Genomic DNA, 18,781 nt, shown 5'->3' on the forward strand with positions numbered 1-18,781 from the left:
ACACTCTTAAAACGACACGACCTTGGCCTTTCAATCGACTTTTCCCTTCGAAACGTCCGCGGCGCGCGCGGACGCTTCGTCCCTGTTGCGCCTGCTGCCGGCCCACGAGGGACATTGGGACGAGTTACGCGACACCTCGGGCGCGTTGCGCGAACCGTGGCGGCAATTCTTCGAGCGGCTCGGCGAAGACGGCATTGCGCGGCTCGACGATCACCTCGCCTCGGTCGCGCAGCAGATCCGCGACAACGACATCAGCTACAACGTCTACGCGGATAACGGCGAGCCGAGGCCGTGGGCGCTCGACCTGCTGCCGTTCCTGATCAGCGAGGACGAGTGGGCGCATATCGAGCATGGCGTGACGCAGCGCGCGCATCTGCTCAATGCGATCGTCGCGGACATTTACGGGCCGCAGACCTTGCTGGAGCGCGGACAATTGCCGCCCGCGCTGGTCTTCGGCCACCCCGGCTATCTGCGCTCGGTGAAGGGCTACGCGCCGCCGGGCGGCCAGTTTCTGCAAGTGGTCGCGGTCGACCTGGCGCGCACACCCAACGGCGACTGGACCGTGATGGCGCATCGCACCGAGGCGCCGTCCGGGCTCGGTTACGCACTGGAAAACCGCCTGATCGTGTCGACGCTGTTCGCCGATCCGTTTCGCGCCATGCATGTGAGCCGGCTCGCGCCGACCTACTCGCAACTGATCGCGACACTCGTGCAGGCGGCGCAGGCCACGATGCGGCACGACAGCGAAGACGCCGAGCATTCGCCGCATATTGCCTTGCTCACGCCGGGGCCGTTCAGCGAAACCTACTTCGAGCACGTGTTTCTGGCGCGCTATCTCGGCGTGACGCTGGTCGAGGGCAAGGACCTGACCGTGCGCGACGACAAGCTCTATCTGAAGACCCTCGCCGGTCTCGAACGCGTGCATGTGGTGCTGCGGCGTCTGGACGATGCGTTCTGCGACCCGGTCGAACTGCGCGCCGATTCGAGCATCGGCGTGCCCGGCTTGTTGCAGGTGATGCGCGCGGGCAACGTGATCGTCTCGAACGTGCCGGGCTCGGGCTTCGTCGAATCGCCGGCGTTGCATGGTTTTCTGCCCGGCATTGCCGAAGTGCTGCTCGATGAAGACCTCGTGTTGCCGAGCGTGGCGACGTGGTGGTGCGGCGAAGAAGCGGCGCGCGACCATGCGTTCGCGCGTCTCGACGAAGCGTTCGTCGTGCCGACGTGGCCGGTCACCGGGCGCGATGCGCCGCCCGGCGTGGAGCAAGGCCGGCAGCGCTTATCGACGTGGCGCGAGCGGATCGAGGCCATGCCCGACACCTACACGATCCAGCAGGCGCAGCGCTTTTCCTGCACGCCGCGTTACGAGGAAGGCACCATCGGCCGCCGTCCGTCGGTGCTGCGCGTCTATGCGATTGCGGACGTCAACGGCGGCTGGCATGTGATGCCGGGCGGCTTCACCCGCATGGCCGCCGAACGCCAGGCCACCGTGTCGATGCAGTACGGCGGCAGCAGCGTCGATACGTGGGTGCTGTCGAGTCAGCCGACCTCGACCTTCACGCTGTTGCCTTCGCCGATGCAGCCCGCCGACCTCGCGCGCAAGCATCGCACCGTGTCGAGCCGCGCGGCGGAAAACCTGTTCTGGGCAGGCCGTTATGGCGAACGCGCTGAAAACAACGTGCGGCTGTTGCGCCTTATCCTCGGCTCGCTGGAAGGCAATGATGCCGACGCGATGTTTCCGACTCTGGTCGAACTCGCCATGCACTGCGGGCTCGTGCAATCCGGCGACATGTTCGCGCCGCATTCGCCGCCAGCTTTCGAGCGTGCGCTGGTCGCCAATCTGAGCGAGAGCACCGGCGCCGCGAGTATCGGCCAGAACCTGACCTCGCAGGCGCGCTCGAATGGGGAAGTGCGCGGGCGTCTGTCGAACGATCACTGGCGCACGATTCTCGCGGCGCGCAACGACTTCCGCGACGCGTTGCAGATGTTGATGCCTGCGCCGGGATACGGCGGTGGTTCATCTTCGTCTTCGTCGCAAAGCAATGGCAACGGTGGCGCGAACGGCCGCGGCGAACGCTACGAGCGGTACGACCGCGTCACGCTGATGAACGCGCTCGAACACCTGTCGGTGCAGTTGTCGGCGATCAGCGGCGCACAGGGCGACCGCATGACACGCGACGAAGCGTGGCGTCTGCTGTTCGTGGGCCGCCACATCGAACGCGTATCGGCGATGACCTCGTTCCTGCGCGTGGTCGCCGACAAAGGCCAGCTTTCTACGCCCGCCGGTTTCGATCTGCTGCTGCAATTGTTCGACAGCACACTGACGTATCGCTCACTCTATCCCGGCCGCTTCGAAGTGCCGGCCTTGCTCGACCTGCTGGTCATCGAGCCGACCAATCCGCGCGGCATCTACGGCGTGTACGAGCGCCTGCGCAAAAAGCTCGACGAGATCGCCGTGGCGGCGGGCAGCACGCGGCATCGTCCGTTCGCTGAATTGATGGCGCCCACCGATCTGTTGCCGACGCTCGAATCGCTGTGCGAGGTGGACGAAAACGGCACGTACGCCAATCTGATTGCGGTATGCGATCAGATCGGCGGCTTCGTCGGCGCGGCCGCGCATGAAATCAGTGCGCGCTATTTCAGTCATGCCAGTACGGTCGCCTCGCAGGTGTGGTCATGAAGCACACGCCGACCGTGCTGTCCGTCTCGCATCGCACGACCTATCGCTACTCCACGTATGTGGAGACCGCGCAGCATCTCGCGACAATCCGGCCGATTGCCTGTTCGTGGCAACGGGTGGTCTCGCACAGCGAAAAGATCGAACCCGAACCGTCCTATCTGAATAGCCGGATCGACGCATTCGGCAACGACGTGCTGTATTTCGCGCTGGATGCGCCGCATGAGCGCTTGCAACTCGTCAGCGAAACGACCGTGGCGCTCATGCCGCGTTGGACCGATCTCGATCCGGAAGCGACGCCCGAATGGGACGACGTGGCCGATGCGCTGCGCTTTCGCGTCGGCGGCCAGTTCCGGCCCGAGGTGGAGTTCTGTTTCGCGTCGCCGAATATCGTGCCGCGTCCGTCGCTGCGCGACTATGCATTGCCGAGTTTTCCTCCCGGCATGCCGGTCGCCGCGGGCGCGATCGATCTGATGCACCGCATTCACGAAGACTTCGCCTACAAGCCTTCCGCGACGATGTTCGATACGCCCGCCGAACGCGCCTTCGAATTGAAGAGCGGCGTGTGTCAGGACTTCGCGCAGGTGATGATCGGCTGCTTGCGCTCGCTGGGTTTGCCGGCGCGTTACGTGAGCGGCTATCTGCGCAACGATCCGCCGCCGGGACAGCCGAGACTGATCGGTGCGGATGCGTCGCACGCGTGGGTGTCGGTGTATTGCCCCGGCAGCGGCTGGATCGATCTCGATCCGACCAATGACGTGCTCGCCGATATGGATCACGTGACGCTCGCCATCGGCCGCGATTACAGCGATGTGTCCTTGCTGCGCGGGATGATTCTCGGCGGTGGCGCGCATCGGGTGGAAGTGGGGGTGACGGTGCTTGCGCTGTAGGGGCCGCGCCTTCCCTCTCTATTTCACATAGTTATCCCCGGCTTGGATAAGCTTCAGACCGCGACCCATGTGTCGCGGCTGCCACGCTCACGGCTACGCTCCTCTCCCGCATTCGCAAATCTCCCGCTGGTGCACGTTTGCACTCGGCATGCAGCAACGCGGCTCAATGCTTGTACCGCGCGTAAAACCTGCGGCCCTATTGGGAAAGTTCCGGCCTTCTCTCAGTGAAATCGTCTAGCTGGCGCGAGCGCCAGCGCCGATACTTTCGTTCGAAACGCGGCCACGCAGAGCCACGTGCACATCGCTACACGCATAACGAACACTGACGGTTGAAATGGCGGGGAAAAGACAGTCCGAATTCGCGCGGGGATTGAATAGGCGTGCGTTCAGGCATACCCATGCGCTGATGTTCGGCGCGCTCGGCGCTTGCGTGCCGGCGTCCGGGCACGCGCAGGCGCTTGCCGGCGTTAGTAGCGTGTTCAGCGGCCAGCGCAACGACGATCGCGTCGATGCTTCGGCAATAGTGCCTGAAGTGCCTGCGCCCACAAGCGAACCTGTCGTGAATCCGTACGCTGAGAGTCCGTCGGCGGCGCTCGGCTACGCGTTCAATACGTTCCATACGTCCAGCGAAGGAGCAGCGGACACACAGAGTTATCTTGGCTTTACTGCCGGCGTCAATATCGGCAACTGGCGAGTGCGCGAGCGGGGTGTGTTGCAGTCCAATACGGGCCGGGGCACGTCCTACCAGAATGTCGCGGCTTACCTGCAGCATGACATCCCCTCGTTGAAGAGCCAGCTCGTGCTGGGGGACCAGTTCACGGACGGCGCTGTGTTCGACAGCATCGGCGTGCGTGGCGTAAAGATGGAGAGTGTCGATAGCGCGGTGTCTGAGTCGCTGCCCGGTTACGCACCTGTGGTGCGCGGCGTGGCGATGTCGAATGCGCTGGTCACCGTTACGCAGAACGGCAACCGTTTATACGAAGCGACAGTTGCGCCAGGGCCGTTTGAGATTGATGACGTTGCACCAACAGGGTACGGCGGCAATCTGCTCGTTACCGTGGCGGAGGCGGATGGAAGTCGGCACAGTTTCACCGTGCCGTATACATCTGTCGTACCGCTTGTGCGGCCAGGCTCGACGCGCTTCAGCATCGTCGGTGGCGTGACCCGTGACGCGCAGATCAGGCATCACGGCGCTTTGCTGCAAGGCGCGGTTCAGCATGGTATCAACAGCGTGATGACGGGCTATGGCGGGGCGATCGTCGCCGACGGCTATCTGTCCGGCCTGATCGGCGCGGCGCTCCGTACGCCGATCGGCGCACTGTCGGCCGATGTCTCGGAGGCTCAGGCCGATGTATCGCATGCACGGAATATGCGCGGCACAAGTCTGCGCATCGGCTATAGCGAGTTCATCGAGCAGACGGATACGAACGTGTCCGTCGCGGCGTACGGCTACTCATCCGGTGGCTTCCTCACGCTGCGCGACGCGATGCTGGGGCGGGACGCAATGCAAGCGGGTTCTGGCGCAGACGGCATCCGACGCCGGCGCAACCAGTTGCAGATCACCCTGAACCAGCGCGTCGGCGCCGGTGACGGTTCGCTTTATGTGGTCGGCTCGACCTCGAATGATTGGAACCATTCGGGCTCCGATACGCAGTTTCAGATCGGATACACCGGCGCGTTACGTGTGGCCGAAACGAATCTGAACTACACCGTATCGGTTTCCCGTCAGCGCAACGGGCTGGCAGGGCCAATGAGCAATCAGGTGTTCGCAAGCGTCTCGGTGCCGCTCGGCAAGGTGGAGCGTGCCTCGTCGCTGTCGATGGGCCTGATGCATGACAGTCGTGCCGGCTGGTCCGAGCAGGCCATGCTCGCGGGCTCCGACGGCACCGCAGATGAACTGCGCTACGGCATATACGGAACGCATTCGGAACGGTCGACTACAGGTGGTGGCAGTGCGCAGTACCAAAGTGCCTACGCGACTTTCGGTGGGAGTGCGAGCGGCGGTTCCGGTTACTCGCAGGCGTCGGCGAATATGCGGGGCTCAGTGTTTGTTCACCGGCGAGGCATTGCGCTGGGCAACGAACCTGGAGTCACAGCGGACATTGTTTTGCCGAAAAACGGCGTAAATATCAGCGCGCCAGACTCTATTGGCCCGAACGCGAGCAGTCCCGGTTATGTGCCGGTGCCGCATCTGGAGCCGGGCGGTGCGGACCGGATTGAAATCGGCGTCCGGCGCGAATTGGCCAACGGCAGCGCCGAGCCGACGGATCCGGAGACTGCGTCGCGATGGAATGAGTGGGTCATCAAGCAGGAGACGGTTGGCGACAACGTCGCTGCGAATGTCGCCACCGCGGACCAGACGGAAGGCGCCGAGCGTCTGATGCTGTTCACGAACATCATGCCGATGAAAGTGTATGCACGTAATTCGGTTGTTTTGTGGTCGGACGTCGAGCGCGGGAACGGGCATCACTGAAATAGCCGGGGGCGCTCACGCGAGATGTCCTGACTCGGGGCTGTCTGAAAATCTGCGTGGCCCAGATGGATAAAGATTCGAGAATTGGCCGAGTCTCACTGGAGGCAAAGCCATGTTTTGTAGGTCGTAGTCTGTAGTTATAGCTGTACTAACTTTATTTCACAAAAAAGGCAAGAAAATGCAAAAGATCGATCGTAACGCGCTGGCTCAATCGAAAATCGCCGGTGGCTGCTGCAAGGGCTACTGTGCACCGGCGAAGCCGGCTCCGGCACCGGCACCGAATTGCCACGGGGGGCGTAACTAAGCAGCGTTAAGGGTGTAAGGGCGGGCTGATTACCCGCCCGCAGTCTCGCGAAGCCCGATCGTTCGCGATCGGCCTTCGCGTTCAGATGACGAATGATGGCGTTCCCGCGGAACGGCTATGTCACCGTGACGAAGGAGCCAGCATGGGGTTGTTAAAAGCGTTGCGCGCGTTGCCCGTTGCCGTCAGGCGCGGTGCGAGGCGCGGCCGCGCCTGGGTGCAAGGCGCCTGTCTCGCGCGCATACCTCTGCGTGCGATCGAACCGCTTGCAATTTTCGCGTGGTACGTGGGGAGTCGTTTCAACGCTCGGCTACGCTGGAGCGGTATTGAGCGGCGGGATGTCGGGCGCGACGTGTTGAAGCTCGAACAGATTGACGACCATCGCGTCCTGTCGGGCAGGGTGCTCGAGAAACTGATCGATCAGCGGCTTCATTTTGGCCGCCAGCGCAATCGCGCCGAAACCTGGCCGGATTTGCAACGCGCGGCTGGCGTCCTCGCGCAGATCATCAGGAAAGTGAAAACAGCGACGCCGGAGCGGGCGGTCATCGTTTCGCCGTTTCACTACCTTTCGCAATACGCCAATATTTATCTGATCGACGAACTGCGCAAGCAACTCGGTCTCGCGTCCATCGGTGTCGTATCGGGCGTGCCGCAAGACATCTACGGAAGCGATGAGGCGATGACTCCGCACATCGACATCCTTCACACCTATAGCGAAACGAACCGCGGCGGATTGGGATTGCGCGCGGCGCGCTCGCTCAGACGCAACGGTGTCGTCGTGCTGTTTTCCGATGCGCCGCCGTTCGCGTTGAGCGGCTATCCGATGGAGACGGTCGGCGTGTCCATTTTCGGCCGATCAGCGCGTATTCATAACGGCGTATTCCGTATGGGCGCGCCGCTCGACGCGCTGCTGCTGCCGTTCTATCTGCGCTTCGAGCGTGGGCGTTTCAGTGCGGTCTTTCTCGAGCCGCTCGAGCTCGCGCGAAGCGACGCGCCTCAACGTGTCGCCGACTGCATCGAGAAAGCGCTGAGAGAGAACTATGCGCGCTCACTGGCCGCCGGACATCCTTCAATGTACGCATTTGCGCCGGCCAGATAACCCACACGAGCAGCGTTGGAAAGACACATCTCGTCTCAGAAGAGAGGCGGCAGGACAGTAATGGAACCAACCAGTATTCCGCAGTTCAAGGACATTTCCTGGCGCTGGATCGCTTATGCCGCGTCGGCAATCGTGGTGGTGGCGATTGGCTTCGGCTTTCTGCATGAAGTCGAGCTCAAGCAGGACGTGCAGTGCGAAATCGTGTCGGCATCCGAAGTGAAGGTGCGGGGTTTGAGCGGACTCGTGACGTCGGTGTACGTGCACCCGTCGGAACGTGTGGCGCCGGGTGCGCCCTTGTTCACACTGCAGCGCGATCTATCGTTATCGAGCGACGGCCGCCAGCGCAATGTGTTCGACTCGCAAATGCGCGACGAGCAGATTCGTGTCGCAGACGAGCAGTACACGCAGCGCAAGGCGCAACTCACCGCGCAGCGCGATGCTTCATCGCTGACCGGCGCGAGCCGGAGAGCGGAACTCAGCGCGCTGGATGAACAGATCGCCCAGAACCGCCAGCTTGCGGACGAATCGCAGCAGAAGCTCGTGCGTCTCAAGTCGGTGTCGGACTACGTGACAGCCGATCGTATCGAGCAGGCCAGCGCGGACGAGCATCAGGTCAAGGTCTCCATTGCTCAAGGCAGGGCGCGCCGCGAACAGTTGCGCGGCGAGATATCGACGTTAAGCGGCACGCTGATCGACCTCGATGCGCAACTGAAAGAGAACGACGCCAGGCACGAACAAAGCATTCAGGAAATCCAGATGCGCTTCGAGCAGTCGCGCCTCGACGCAACGATCTCGGCACCGCGGGCGGGAGTCGTCACGTTTTCGAAACTCGTGCCGGGTCACACGCTGGAGGCATCCGACGTCGCGCTCGTCATCGCGACGGACGAGAAGGGTGCGTTGCGGGCGGCGCTGCGCATTCCGTCGCGGCGTCGTGGGTTCGTCGAAAAAGGTCAGACCGTACGGCTTAAATTCGATGCGTTTCCGTACGCGAAATTCGGCAGCTACGAAGCCCGCATCGACGCTATTTCCGACACGACGATGCAGGCCTCCGCAGCGCCTCCTGGCGTTCCCGCCTCGCTGGCCGCTCAAGGCGGTGGAGACGGCGACTATCTGGCGTGGGCAACGCTGCGGGGCAAGACGTTCGACTACGGCAAGCAACATTTCGACATCTTGCCGGGGATGCGGGCAACGGCGAGCATCGTCGTCGAGCGCAGGACGATCGCCGAATGGGTGCTGGCGCCGCTTTTCCGCATGATCAGAGGCTAACAGGAGACCCGGTGCGAACGATCTATCAGAACGAAGTCGCGGAATGCGGCTATGCCTGCCTGGCAATGGTGCTTTCACATCTCGGCCGCGCGACTGAAGTGCGCGAGTTGTCCGCGTTCAGGCCAATCTCGGCAAATGGCCTGACTTTGATGGATCTCTACGACGTGGCGACCGACTTCGGCCTGGCCGTACAGGCCTACCGGTTCGACATGGCGGATCTTCATTCGGTCAAGCGAGGCTCGATTCTTCACTTCGGCGGCGCGCATTTCGTGGTGTTCGAGAAGTGCGGGCATGGCTACGTTCAAGTCCTCGATCCGGCCAGCGGGCGGCGGCGGGTCTCGATGGATACATTTATGGCGAGCGTGTCCGGTTATCTGCTGGAATGTTCGGCAACGCCTTCCATGCCGCGTATTCGCGCGAAATCGCCGGTGCCCGGTGCGCTTGAACGCGTGCGGGCATTGAATCCCGCACTGCGCAGGCAACTGGCGAAAGTCATGTTCGTCGCACTGGGAAGCCAGTTTGCGATTCTCGCCATGCCTTATCTCGGCAACCTCGTGCTCGACTACGTGGTCTCCGCGGACAACCTGAATTTGCTGAGCGTGTTAGTGCTGACATTTGCCGGCATTTTCGCGGTCGGGGCGCTGAGCCAGTATGTGGAGTCGCGCCTTGTCGAACTGCTGCATCAGCTTACGCAGGTCAACATGACCGAGGGATTGCTCGGCCATCTCCTGCGCAACCCGATGTCGTGGTTCGAAAAGCGTCATGTCGGCGATGTCTTCGCACGCGTCAAGGCGCAGGACGAGATCAGCGTCTATGCGACCCGAACCGTCACGTCGATGTGCATCGACATCGCGGTGGGATCTCTGGCGCTGGGTCTGATGCTGGTGCAGAGCCGCATGCTGACGGCCGTCGCCGTGGCCATGTTCATCCTCTATCTTGCCGTCGCGCTGGGCATGTTCGCGCGCATGCGGGACAACCACGCGCTTGTGCTGGAAACGTCGGCGCGCTGCGACGACGCATTGATCGAAACGATCCGGGCTGCGAGCCTGATTAAGCTCGCGCAGGGCGAGACGCGCCGTACGGCGCTCTACATGATCAAGTACAAGGAATATGTGGGCGCGCTGCTGGCGAGTAACAGGTTGAACAGCGCGCGCGACGCGATCCTCAAACTGGTCCAGTACGCGGACACGATTGCGATCACCTGGTTCGCCGCGCGGCTGATGCTGGCCGGCAGCGTTTCCGTGGGCGTGTTCTATTCGTTTCTGATCTACAAGTCGTTGATGTCCGAGCGCTTTGCCCATGCCGTCAATGGCGCGTTCGCGTATTTCATGCTGAGCGTGCCGACCGCGCGCGTGGCGGATATCGTCGAGTGCGAGGAAGAGCGATATACGCCGTTTGCCGAGCGCAACCGTGTGACGGAGATACGTATGTTCGAGCGTATCGAGGTGCGCAACGTCACGTTTCGCTACGGCGTGTCCGACCAGCCGGTTCTGCGAGACGTGAGTATCGATATCCGGCATGGCGACAAGATCGCCATTACGGGTCCGTCGGGCGCGGGGAAATCGACGTTATTCAAACTGCTGTCGGCTGCCGAGCCGCTTCAGAAAGGTCAGATCATGCTCAACGGCATCGCATGGCCCAATCTGACTATCGACGAAATCCGCCGGCATGCGGCCCACATGCGTCAGGGCGACCTGATTCTGCACGGCTCGATTGCCGAAAACATCACGTTATTCGCAGCCAGTATCGACGAAGACCGCGTACACGCGCTGCTCGAAGACGTCGGATTGATGCAGGACGTCATGCGTCTGCCGATGCGCACCCGGACCGTGATTAGCGACACGATTGCGAACATCTCCGCTGGCCAGCGGCAACGCCTGCTGTTGGCGCGTGCGCTCTATCAGGGCCGAAGTCTGCTGCTGCTCGACGAGCCCACGTCCAATCTGGATCCGGCTTCGGTGCAACACGTGGCTGCCTTGCTGCGCCGGCTGAACTGCACGGTTGTCGTGATCACCCACGACCGGTCACTGGCAGCCGCGTTCGACGTTCGGTATCGCCTTGTAGACGGTGCACTGATGCCCGAGCACTTACATCCTCTGCCGGAGCCGATCCATGCTTAAGTTCCGTGTCGCGCGCGTTGCGGTGCACCTGTTTTGCGCCATGGCGAGTCCCGCATTTGCGGCTGACCTCCTCACCGTCACGCAGCAGACGCTCGGCCGCGACTCCAGCCTCGCGCAGGCACGTGCGGGCTACGCGGCCGCGCAGCAGGCTGTTCCGCTGGCGCGTGCGGGATTACTGCCGCAGATTTCCGCAGGCTGGGGGCGCACCTACAATCGCCTCGCGACAGATGGTTTTCCGACCACGACCTACTGGCAATCGGGCTGGACCGTCAATATCGCGCAGCCGTTGTTTGACTGGACGAAATGGAGCAATTACAAGCAGGCGGATTTTGTCGAAGCGCGCGGCGCTGTCGAACTGAATGCCGCGCAACAGGCGGCGATTCTGCGCGCCGTGCGTATCTATTTCGAAGCGCTTGTCGCCGAGGATGAACTGAGGCGCGTGAGCGAATACGCGGCCGCGGTCGATCAGCACCTGCAGTTGATCAATCGGGGCAAAGCGGCGGGTGAAGCAACGCTGATCGATTTGCGCGACGCCCAAACCGCGCGCGAGAAGGTCGCGATCGAGCGGATGGATGCTGAAAACACGTTGCTTGCGAAGCGCCGCGCGTTCGAGCAGGCCACCGGCGTGCCGTTCGAGACGCTCGCGCGATTGCCAGAGTCGTTGCCCATGCCGCGCCTGCAACCTGAGGACATTGATGCATGGGCCGCGCAGGCGAAGAATCACGCGTTCGACGTGCAACTGAAACAGCTGGACTGGGAGATCGCCCGGACGGAGGTGAGCAAGGCGCAGTCGGCGCACTTGCCCTCGGTTTACCTGACCGGAAGCTATACGCCCGCCGGCGCGGCCTCCGGTTTCTCGCGACCCACAACCACGACAACGGGCATGCTGGCGGTCTCGATACCGATTTTTTCCGGCGGTGAGACACAGGCAAAGGTGGAGGCGTCATCGGCGCTGGAAGACAAGGCGCAAGAGGGCTTCACGGGCGCCACGCGGGACGCCGAAGCCGCGGCCCGCGACGATTACAGCCGCTATCAGTACGGCCGCACGCGAATCGACTTGCTTGCCCATCTGGTGGCGTCTTCGCAAGAAGTGCTGGCGGCAAGTCGGGTCGGTTTTCGCGTGGGTAGCCGGACGGCCAGCGACGTGCTCAGAGCGATCGACGCACTCTATTCTGCGCAACGCGATTTGCTGGCGGCTCGTTATGACGCCATCGTCGCGTTGATGCAACTCAAGGGCGACACAGCCGCCCTGAGCATTGCCGACGTGGTTCAGATCAACAATGTGCTGGTGCACTGAAGGAACAGTGATTTGGCCCGTTGATATGGCCGACGTGCTAAAAATAACACTTTCGCATGGGTAACCCCATATAGCGGGAAGCAGCATGGATGAGGCCGTTGCCCAAATTCAGCAACACTGTGTTCAAAATAGCCAAACTTGACTCTGTGCGTATGCACATATAGACTCCAGCTCATGAACCGTCCCATCTCTTACGACGAATGCAACTGCTTCGCGCTGCGCCAGGCGGCCCGGCACGTCACGCAAATCTACGAACGCCACCTCGGCGAAGTGGGCCTGACGGCTGCGCAGTTCACGATTCTCGCCAAGCTCGCGCGCATGCCGAATCTGCCCATGGTGGATCTGGCGGACGCCATGGTGATGGAGCGCACCACGCTGGTCCGCGCTATGAAACCCCTGCAGCGCGACGGGCTGGTGGTGGCCGAATCGGCGGAGCATGACGGCCGCACCCTTCTGTTCAGCCTGACGGACAAGGGCGAAGCCACGTTCGATCAGGCGGCCATTGCGTGGCGCGCCGCACAGGACGAGTTTGAAATGAAGTTCGGCCATGCGCGCGCCAAAACGCTGCGCGCCGAACTCTTTAGCATCACCGGCTAGTTGAGGCGTACCCGCTCGTTCCGACGAGCATCGGTTCGCCTGTTTATGTGCAGACGCACTCACAAACGAGGAAGTGCAGCAATGGAAGGGCTCTTCGACGACGACTGCTTTGCCATCCGCCAGGCCGCGCGTTATGTCTCGCAGATATACGACCGGCACCTGGCGAATGTCGGGCTGACCATTACGCAGTTTTCGCTGCTGGGACGGCTCAAACGCACCGGCCCCATGACGATGAAGCAAATGGCTGAAGCCATGCGCATGGAACGCACCACCCTGGTCCGCACGATTCAGCCACTGCGCCGTAACGGCCTCGTGTCGAGCGAGGCACTCGGTGCCGACGCGCGGGCGCTGACGATCACGCTCACGCCTGCAGGCGAGGCGCGTCTCAAGGCAGGGGGCGAACATTGGCATGCCGCGCAAGCCGAATTCGAGCATCGTTTCGGCGAACGGCGCGCGGCTGCATTGCGAGGCGAATTGTTCGCCATCACACGGGATTCAATCTGAAGTCGCGGATACGGCGACGTACAGCCGGCGCAATCCACGCGCCGTTTTTTTAACGTAACGAGTGCATACGCACATATCGACACCATGTCCACTACTCCATCGACTATCGCCCCGCCGAGCGCGGCGCAGACCGCCAAACCGGCACGGCGCATTCCGTGGATGCTGCTCGCGGTCATCACGGTCATTGCCGTGCTGGCGCTTGCTGCGTCGTACTGGTTCTTCGTCGGCCGCTTCGTCGAAACGACTGACGATGCCTACGTGGGCGGCGATGTCACCGTGATGGCGCCGAAGGTGAACGGCTTCGTTACGGATGTGCTCGTGCACGACAACCAGTTCGTCCACGCGAACGAGGTGTTGATCCGGCTCGATGCGCGCGATTACGACGCGCGGCTCGCCCAGGCCACGGCGGAAGTGCAGAGCGCACAAGCCGCGGTGATCGAACTGCAGGCGAAGAAATCCTTGCAACTCGCCACCATCAATGAGCAGGCCGCCGAGGTGCGCGCGTCCGGCGCCGAATTGACGCGCAGCGCCGCGGACCAGACGCGCTACCGCGAACTGGTGAAGGACGACGCGGTATCGAACCAGGTCGTCGAACGCGCGGATGCCGATCTGACCAAAGCGCGTGCGGCGGTCGATCGCAGCGGCGCCGCGCTGATCGCGGCGCAACGTCAGATTGCGGTGCTCGACGCGCAAATCGGCGACGCCGAGGCGCGTATCGCGACGGCGCAAGCCGCCCAGCGTGTCGCGGCGCTGAATGTGGAGTACACGACGATTCGCTCGCCGATCGACGGCTATATCGGCAATCGCACGGCGCGTGTCGGCCTGCTGGCGAACACCGGCGTGTCGCTGCTGACCGTGGTGCCGTCGAGTGGATTGTGGATCGACGCCAACTTCAAGGAAGACCAGTTGAAGAAGATGCGCGTCGGCGACAGCGTCGATGTCGATCTCGACGCATCGAGCACTGCGATTCACGGTGTGGTGGAAAGTCTGGCCCCGGCCACCGGCGCAACGTTCAGCGTGCTGCCTGCCGAGAACGCCACGGGCAACTTCACGAAGATCGTGCAGCGCGTGCCGGTGCGTGTGCGGCTGAATGTGCCGAAGGAAATGCAAGGCGTGCTGCGCCCCGGTCTGTCGGCCACGGTGAAAGTGCATGTGAGTTCCGGCAACGCGCCGGCGCGCGGATGAGCCGATCATGACCCAAGTTCTCGCCAACCCCGCCGACCTGCCGACGCGAACCAAAGTCCTGGCGTTCACGCTGATGTGCGTGGGGTTTTTCATGGCGACGCTCGATATCCAGATCGTGGCGTCGTCGCTCAAGGATATCGGCGGCGGTTTGTCCGCGAGCCAGGACGAACTCTCGTGGGTGCAAACCTCGTATCTGATCGCTGAGATTCTGGTGATTCCGATGTCCGGCTGGCTCACCCGCGTGTTCTCCACGCGCTGGGTGTTCGCGTTTTCCGCGCTCGGCTTCACGATCACCAGCATGTTGTGCGGTCTCGCGTGGGACATCAACTCGATGATCCTGTTCCGCGGTTTGCAGGGCGCGCTCGGCGCCGCGATGATCCCGACGGTGTTCACCACGGCCTTCGTGCTGTTTCCCGGCAAGCAACGGCTGATTGCATCCACCACCATCAGCGCGCTCGCCACGCTCGCGCCGACCATTGGTCCGGTGATCGGCGGCTGGATCACGTCGCAATGGTCGTGGCACTGGCTGTTCTATCTGAACCTGGTGCCGGGTCTGGCCGTCGCGCTGATGGTGCCGAAATACGTGCATTTCGACAACGTCGAACTGTCGCTGCTGAAGAAAGGCGATTACCTGGGCATCCTTCTGATGTCCGGTTTTCTCGGTTGCCTCGAATACGTGCTGGAGGAAGGGCCGCGCAAGAACTGGTTCGGCGACGACGTGATCCTGACGTGCGCGTGGATAACGGCGATCTGCGGATTCCTGTTCATCGTGCATGCGTTCACCGCGAAAGAGCCGATCGTCGATTTGCGCGCGTTGGCGATCCGCAACTTCGGCATTGGCAGTCTGCTGTCGTTCATCACCGGGATCGGGATTTTCTGCGCGGTGTTCCTGACGCCGGTGTTCCTGTCCCGTGTGCGTGGCTTCGATTCGTTGCAGATCGGCGTGGCGCTGCTGTCGGTCGGCTGTTTTCAGTTGGTCGCGATGGTGGCGTATTCGGTGGTCGCGCGCTTCATCGACATGCGGATCCTGCTGGTGTTCGGCCTGGTGCTGTTCGGCGTCGGCTGTTATCTGTATGTGCCGCTGACCAATCAGTGGGGCTGGCAGGAGTTGCTGATCCCACAGGCGTTGCGCGGCATCGGTCAGCAGTTCTGCATTCCGCCCATCGTCACGATGGCGCTCGGTTCATTGCCGATGTCGAGGCTTCGCTCCGCAAGCGGCCTGTTCAACCTGATGCGTAACCTGGGCGGCGCGATCGGCATTGCGGTGAGCAGCACGATGCTCAACGACCGCCTGAACCTGCACTACGAGCGGCTCGATGAACATCTGAACGTGGGCCGTCCGGTGGTCGAATCGATCTTGCAGCAGCAAAGCGCGCATTTTGCGGCGGTGGGCGGCAACGCGCTGAACGCGGCCAACGCCGGGCTCGGCCAACTGCACGCGCTGCTGATGCGCGAAGCGCTCGTGCTCACGTTCTCCGACACGTTTTACGCCCTGTCGCTCTGTTTCGTGGTCGGCCTGCTGAGCGTGCTGTTCTCGCGCCCGTTCGGCAACACCGCACCGCCGCCCGATGCTCATTGAGGAATTCAACATGAAACCGATCCTTGTCAAAGTACTCGCGAGCGCCGCCTTGCTGACGCTCGCGGCGTGCGCGGTGCAACCGGCAACGCACGCGGATTTGCCGCAAACTGTGAAGACCGTCGCGCCTGCCGCATGGAATGTCGACGCGCCGCAAGACAGCGTGAGCGCCAACGCGTGGTGGGCGCAGTTCGGCGACCCGGTCATGCATCAACTGGTCGAATCCGTGTTGACCGGCAATCTCGATGTGCAGGCGGCGGTGGAGCGCGTCAGGCAGGCGCAGGATCTGGCGAAGCAGAATCGCGCGGCCCTGCTGCCGGAGTTGAATGCGAGCGCGACCGCGTCCAACTCGCGTCAGAACACGCCGCCGCCGCTCGGCTATGTGCGTCAGGCCGGCGTTGGCCTGACGGCGAGCTGGACGCCGGATGTGTTTGGTGGCGAGCGTCTCGCGGTATTAGCGGCGCAGGCGCAAGTGTCGGGACGCCAGTCGGCATTGAACGAGGTGCGCCTCGCGCTCGCGGCGAATACCGCGGCAGCGTATATCGATCTGCGGTGGGCGCAATCGCAGTTGCAGATTCTGAGCGACAACGAGCAGATCCGCGCACGCGCGCTGAAGCTCACGCAGCAGCGTCTGCACTACGGACTGTCGACGCAACTCGACGTCGCGCGCGCACAGAACCAGCTCGAGGATTTGCAGGCGCAGATCCCGCGCGTGCAATCGGCGGTGCAGCATCAATTGAGTCTGATCGCGGTGTACTCGGGCCGCACGCCGGAGAGCGTCGACAGCTTGCTGCTCGCCAATGCACGCGACATTCCGGTGCCCGCGCAAAGCGTGCCGCAGATGCTGCCCTCGGAAGCGCTTCTGCAGCGTCCCGACGTGCGCACCGCCTACGCGACGGTCGAACAACGCGCGGCGGAAGTGGGCGTGTCGAAAGCGCAGCGCTATCCGCAGTTCCGCCTCAATCTCGCCGACGGCTTGCTGGCCTCGTCCTATCTCGGCTTGCCGACGCTGACCGACAACCTCTTCAGCGCCGCCTTGAACGCGACGAGCCCGATCTTCAACGCGGGCCGCATCACCGCGAATATCGACGCGAGCGAAAGCCGCATGCGCGAATCGCAACTCGGCTTGCAGCAAACCATGCTGCAAGCGCTGAAGGAAATCGAGGACAACCGCAGCGATCTGGTGAGCGGCGCCGTGCAGGTGCAACGTCTTGGCGGCGCGCTCGATGCGTCGAACCAGGCGCTGCGTCTGTCGAGCGAACTGTACAAGGGCGGCGCGGCGGATTTTCTCGATGTGCTGACCGCGCAGGAGGCGTATCTGCGTGACGCGGAGTCGTTGAACCAGGCCAAGCGCGAGCATGCGCTTTCGGCTGTCGCGTTGTACCGGTCGCTCGGCGGCGGCTGGGATGTGCCTGACGCGGTCACGGCGGTATCGGCGAACAACTGATCGACCGATGCACGCGCGTGGCCAATGAGGTGTTGAACCAACTGGAGAGAAATGATGGCGAACCAGCGAGAAGTAGTGATCTGCAATCCGGTGAGAACGCCGATCGGCGCATTCGGCGGATCGTTGAAGGACGTGCCGGCAACCGAAATCGGCGCGGTCGCCGTGCGTGAGACGTTGCGCCGCAGCGGGCTCGACGCGGCTGAGTTGGCGTCGGTCGTGATGGGCAATGTGATCCAGGCCGGCAACAAGATGAATCCCGCGCGCCAGGCATCGATCGGCGGCGGTGTGCCGGTGGCCGTGCCGGCATTGACGGTCAATCGCGTGTGCGGCTCGGGCGCGCAGGCAATCGCATCGGCGGCCCAGGAAATCCTGCTAGGTCTCGGCGATGCGGCCGTGGCGGGCGGCATGGAAAACATGGACCGCGCGCCGTATCTGCTCGACGGCGGCCGTTGGGGCTACCGCATGGGCAACGCGCAGATCCACGACAGCCTGTTGCGCGATGGCCTGAACGACGCGTTTTCCGGCGAGCATTCCGGCTGGCACACCGAAGATCTCGTCGCGCAATTCGACATCACGCGCGAAACTCAGGACCGTTGGGCCGCGCGTTCGCAGCAGCGATTTAGCGAAGCCCAGGCGCGCGGCGATTTCGACGCCGAACTGGTTGGCGTGGAAATAGCAGGGCGCAAAGGCCCGCAGCACTTCACACGCGATGAACAGCCGCGTCCCGACACCACCGTGGAAACGCTGGCCAAACTACGTCCGGCATTTCGTCCCGACGGCACGATCACCGCAGGCAATGCGCCCGGATTGAACAGTGGCGCGGCCGCAATGCTCGTGGCCGACCGTGGTTTCGCGGAAGCACACGGTATCGCGCCGTTCGCGCGTCTCGTGTCTTATGGCGTTGCCGCGGTCGAGCCCGGCATGTTCGGCCTCGGTCCCGTGCCGGCCGTGGAGATGGCGTTGGCGCGAGCCGGTTGGCAATTGCGCGATGTCGAGCGCTTCGAAATCAATGAGGCGTTTGCCGCCGTGCCGATCGCGGTCGCGCGCAAACTCGGCATTGCGGACGAACTGATCAACGTGCAAGGCGGCGCGATCGCGCATGGCCATCCGATCGGCGCGACCGGTGCCGTGCTGACGACACGCCTGCTTCATTCGATGCGGCGCGACGGCCTCAAACGCGGCATCGTGACGCTTTGTATTGGCGGTGGCCAAGGCATCGCGCTGGCATTGGAAATGCTGTGACTTTGAGTCGATAGCTGCAGGGTGCGTCGGCATGCGAAATACATGTCGACGCACCCTTGTCGAAGTTTCGCAGATGCGTCTCGCATCAACCGTGATGCATTCTTCGGCAC

General features: G+C 62.8%; 13 protein-coding genes. All 13 read left to right on the plus strand.

The genetic code is table 11. The annotated features are described in order from the left end of the window. The first annotated feature begins 22 nt into the window (after positions 1-22). The 13 genes from P0D80_RS02710 to P0D80_RS02770 all read left to right on the plus strand — a co-directional run bounded on the left by P0D80_RS02710 (position 23) and on the right by P0D80_RS02770 (position 18,671). Positions 23-2,677, plus strand: coding sequence for a circularly permuted type 2 ATP-grasp protein (locus P0D80_RS02710; RefSeq protein WP_408280946.1), 2,655 nt, complete (start codon positions 23-25; stop codon positions 2,675-2,677). Beyond that, on the plus strand, positions 2,674-3,564 hold the full coding sequence (locus P0D80_RS02715; RefSeq protein ID WP_408233880.1) for a transglutaminase family protein: 891 nt from the start codon (positions 2,674-2,676) through the stop codon (positions 3,562-3,564). The genes P0D80_RS02710 and P0D80_RS02715 overlap by 4 nt, the downstream gene beginning before the upstream one ends. Before the next feature lie 370 nt (positions 3,565-3,934). Then, a complete protein-coding gene (locus P0D80_RS02720; protein ID WP_408280949.1) occupies positions 3,935-6,037 on the plus strand; it encodes a fimbria/pilus outer membrane usher protein in 2,103 nt (700 codons plus the stop codon). Between the two features lie 446 nt (positions 6,038-6,483). Then, positions 6,484-7,437 (plus strand): lysophospholipid acyltransferase family protein, encoded by a 954-nt coding sequence (locus tag P0D80_RS02725; RefSeq protein ID WP_408280952.1) that lies wholly within the window; start codon positions 6,484-6,486, stop codon positions 7,435-7,437. A 60-nt stretch (positions 7,438-7,497) separates the two neighbouring features. Further along, positions 7,498-8,703, plus strand: a complete 1,206-nt coding sequence (locus P0D80_RS02730) for an HlyD family secretion protein (protein WP_408280955.1) — start codon at positions 7,498-7,500, stop codon at positions 8,701-8,703. An 11-nt stretch (positions 8,704-8,714) separates the two neighbouring features. After that, positions 8,715-10,823 carry a peptidase domain-containing ABC transporter gene (locus tag P0D80_RS02735; protein WP_408175064.1) on the plus strand — a complete coding sequence of 703 codons (2,109 nt, stop codon included), beginning with the start codon at positions 8,715-8,717 and terminating at the stop codon, positions 10,821-10,823. Beyond that, positions 10,816-12,120 carry a TolC family outer membrane protein gene (locus P0D80_RS02740; RefSeq protein ID WP_408280958.1) on the plus strand — a complete coding sequence of 435 codons (1,305 nt, stop codon included), beginning with the start codon at positions 10,816-10,818 and terminating at the stop codon, positions 12,118-12,120. Before P0D80_RS02735 ends, P0D80_RS02740 begins: the two co-directional genes overlap by 8 nt. A gap of 174 nt (positions 12,121-12,294) precedes the next feature. After that, positions 12,295-12,717 carry a MarR family winged helix-turn-helix transcriptional regulator gene (locus P0D80_RS02745; protein ID WP_408280961.1) on the plus strand — a complete coding sequence of 141 codons (423 nt, stop codon included), beginning with the start codon at positions 12,295-12,297 and terminating at the stop codon, positions 12,715-12,717. Between the two features lie 81 nt (positions 12,718-12,798). Continuing rightward, on the plus strand, positions 12,799-13,221 hold the full coding sequence (locus P0D80_RS02750; protein WP_408175061.1) for a MarR family winged helix-turn-helix transcriptional regulator: 423 nt from the start codon (positions 12,799-12,801) through the stop codon (positions 13,219-13,221). Positions 13,222-13,305: 84 nt separating this feature from the next. Continuing rightward, on the plus strand, positions 13,306-14,406 hold the full coding sequence (locus P0D80_RS02755; RefSeq protein ID WP_207915700.1) for an HlyD family secretion protein: 1,101 nt from the start codon (positions 13,306-13,308) through the stop codon (positions 14,404-14,406). Between the two features lie 7 nt (positions 14,407-14,413). Next, positions 14,414-15,985, plus strand: coding sequence for a DHA2 family efflux MFS transporter permease subunit (locus P0D80_RS02760; RefSeq protein ID WP_408175059.1), 1,572 nt, complete (start codon positions 14,414-14,416; stop codon positions 15,983-15,985). 10 nt (positions 15,986-15,995) lie between these two features. Further along, a complete protein-coding gene (locus P0D80_RS02765) occupies positions 15,996-17,429 on the plus strand; it encodes an efflux transporter outer membrane subunit (RefSeq protein ID WP_408280963.1) in 1,434 nt (477 codons plus the stop codon). A gap of 54 nt (positions 17,430-17,483) precedes the next feature. Beyond that, entirely contained in the window at positions 17,484-18,671 is a 1,188-nt protein-coding gene (locus P0D80_RS02770) for a thiolase family protein (RefSeq protein ID WP_408280966.1), read from the plus strand. Positions 18,672-18,781 lie beyond the last annotated feature (110 nt).

Origin of the sequence: Paraburkholderia sp. RL17-373-BIF-A (assembly GCF_046030175.1) — a bacterium.
Lineage (GTDB): Bacteria > Pseudomonadota > Gammaproteobacteria > Burkholderiales > Burkholderiaceae > Paraburkholderia.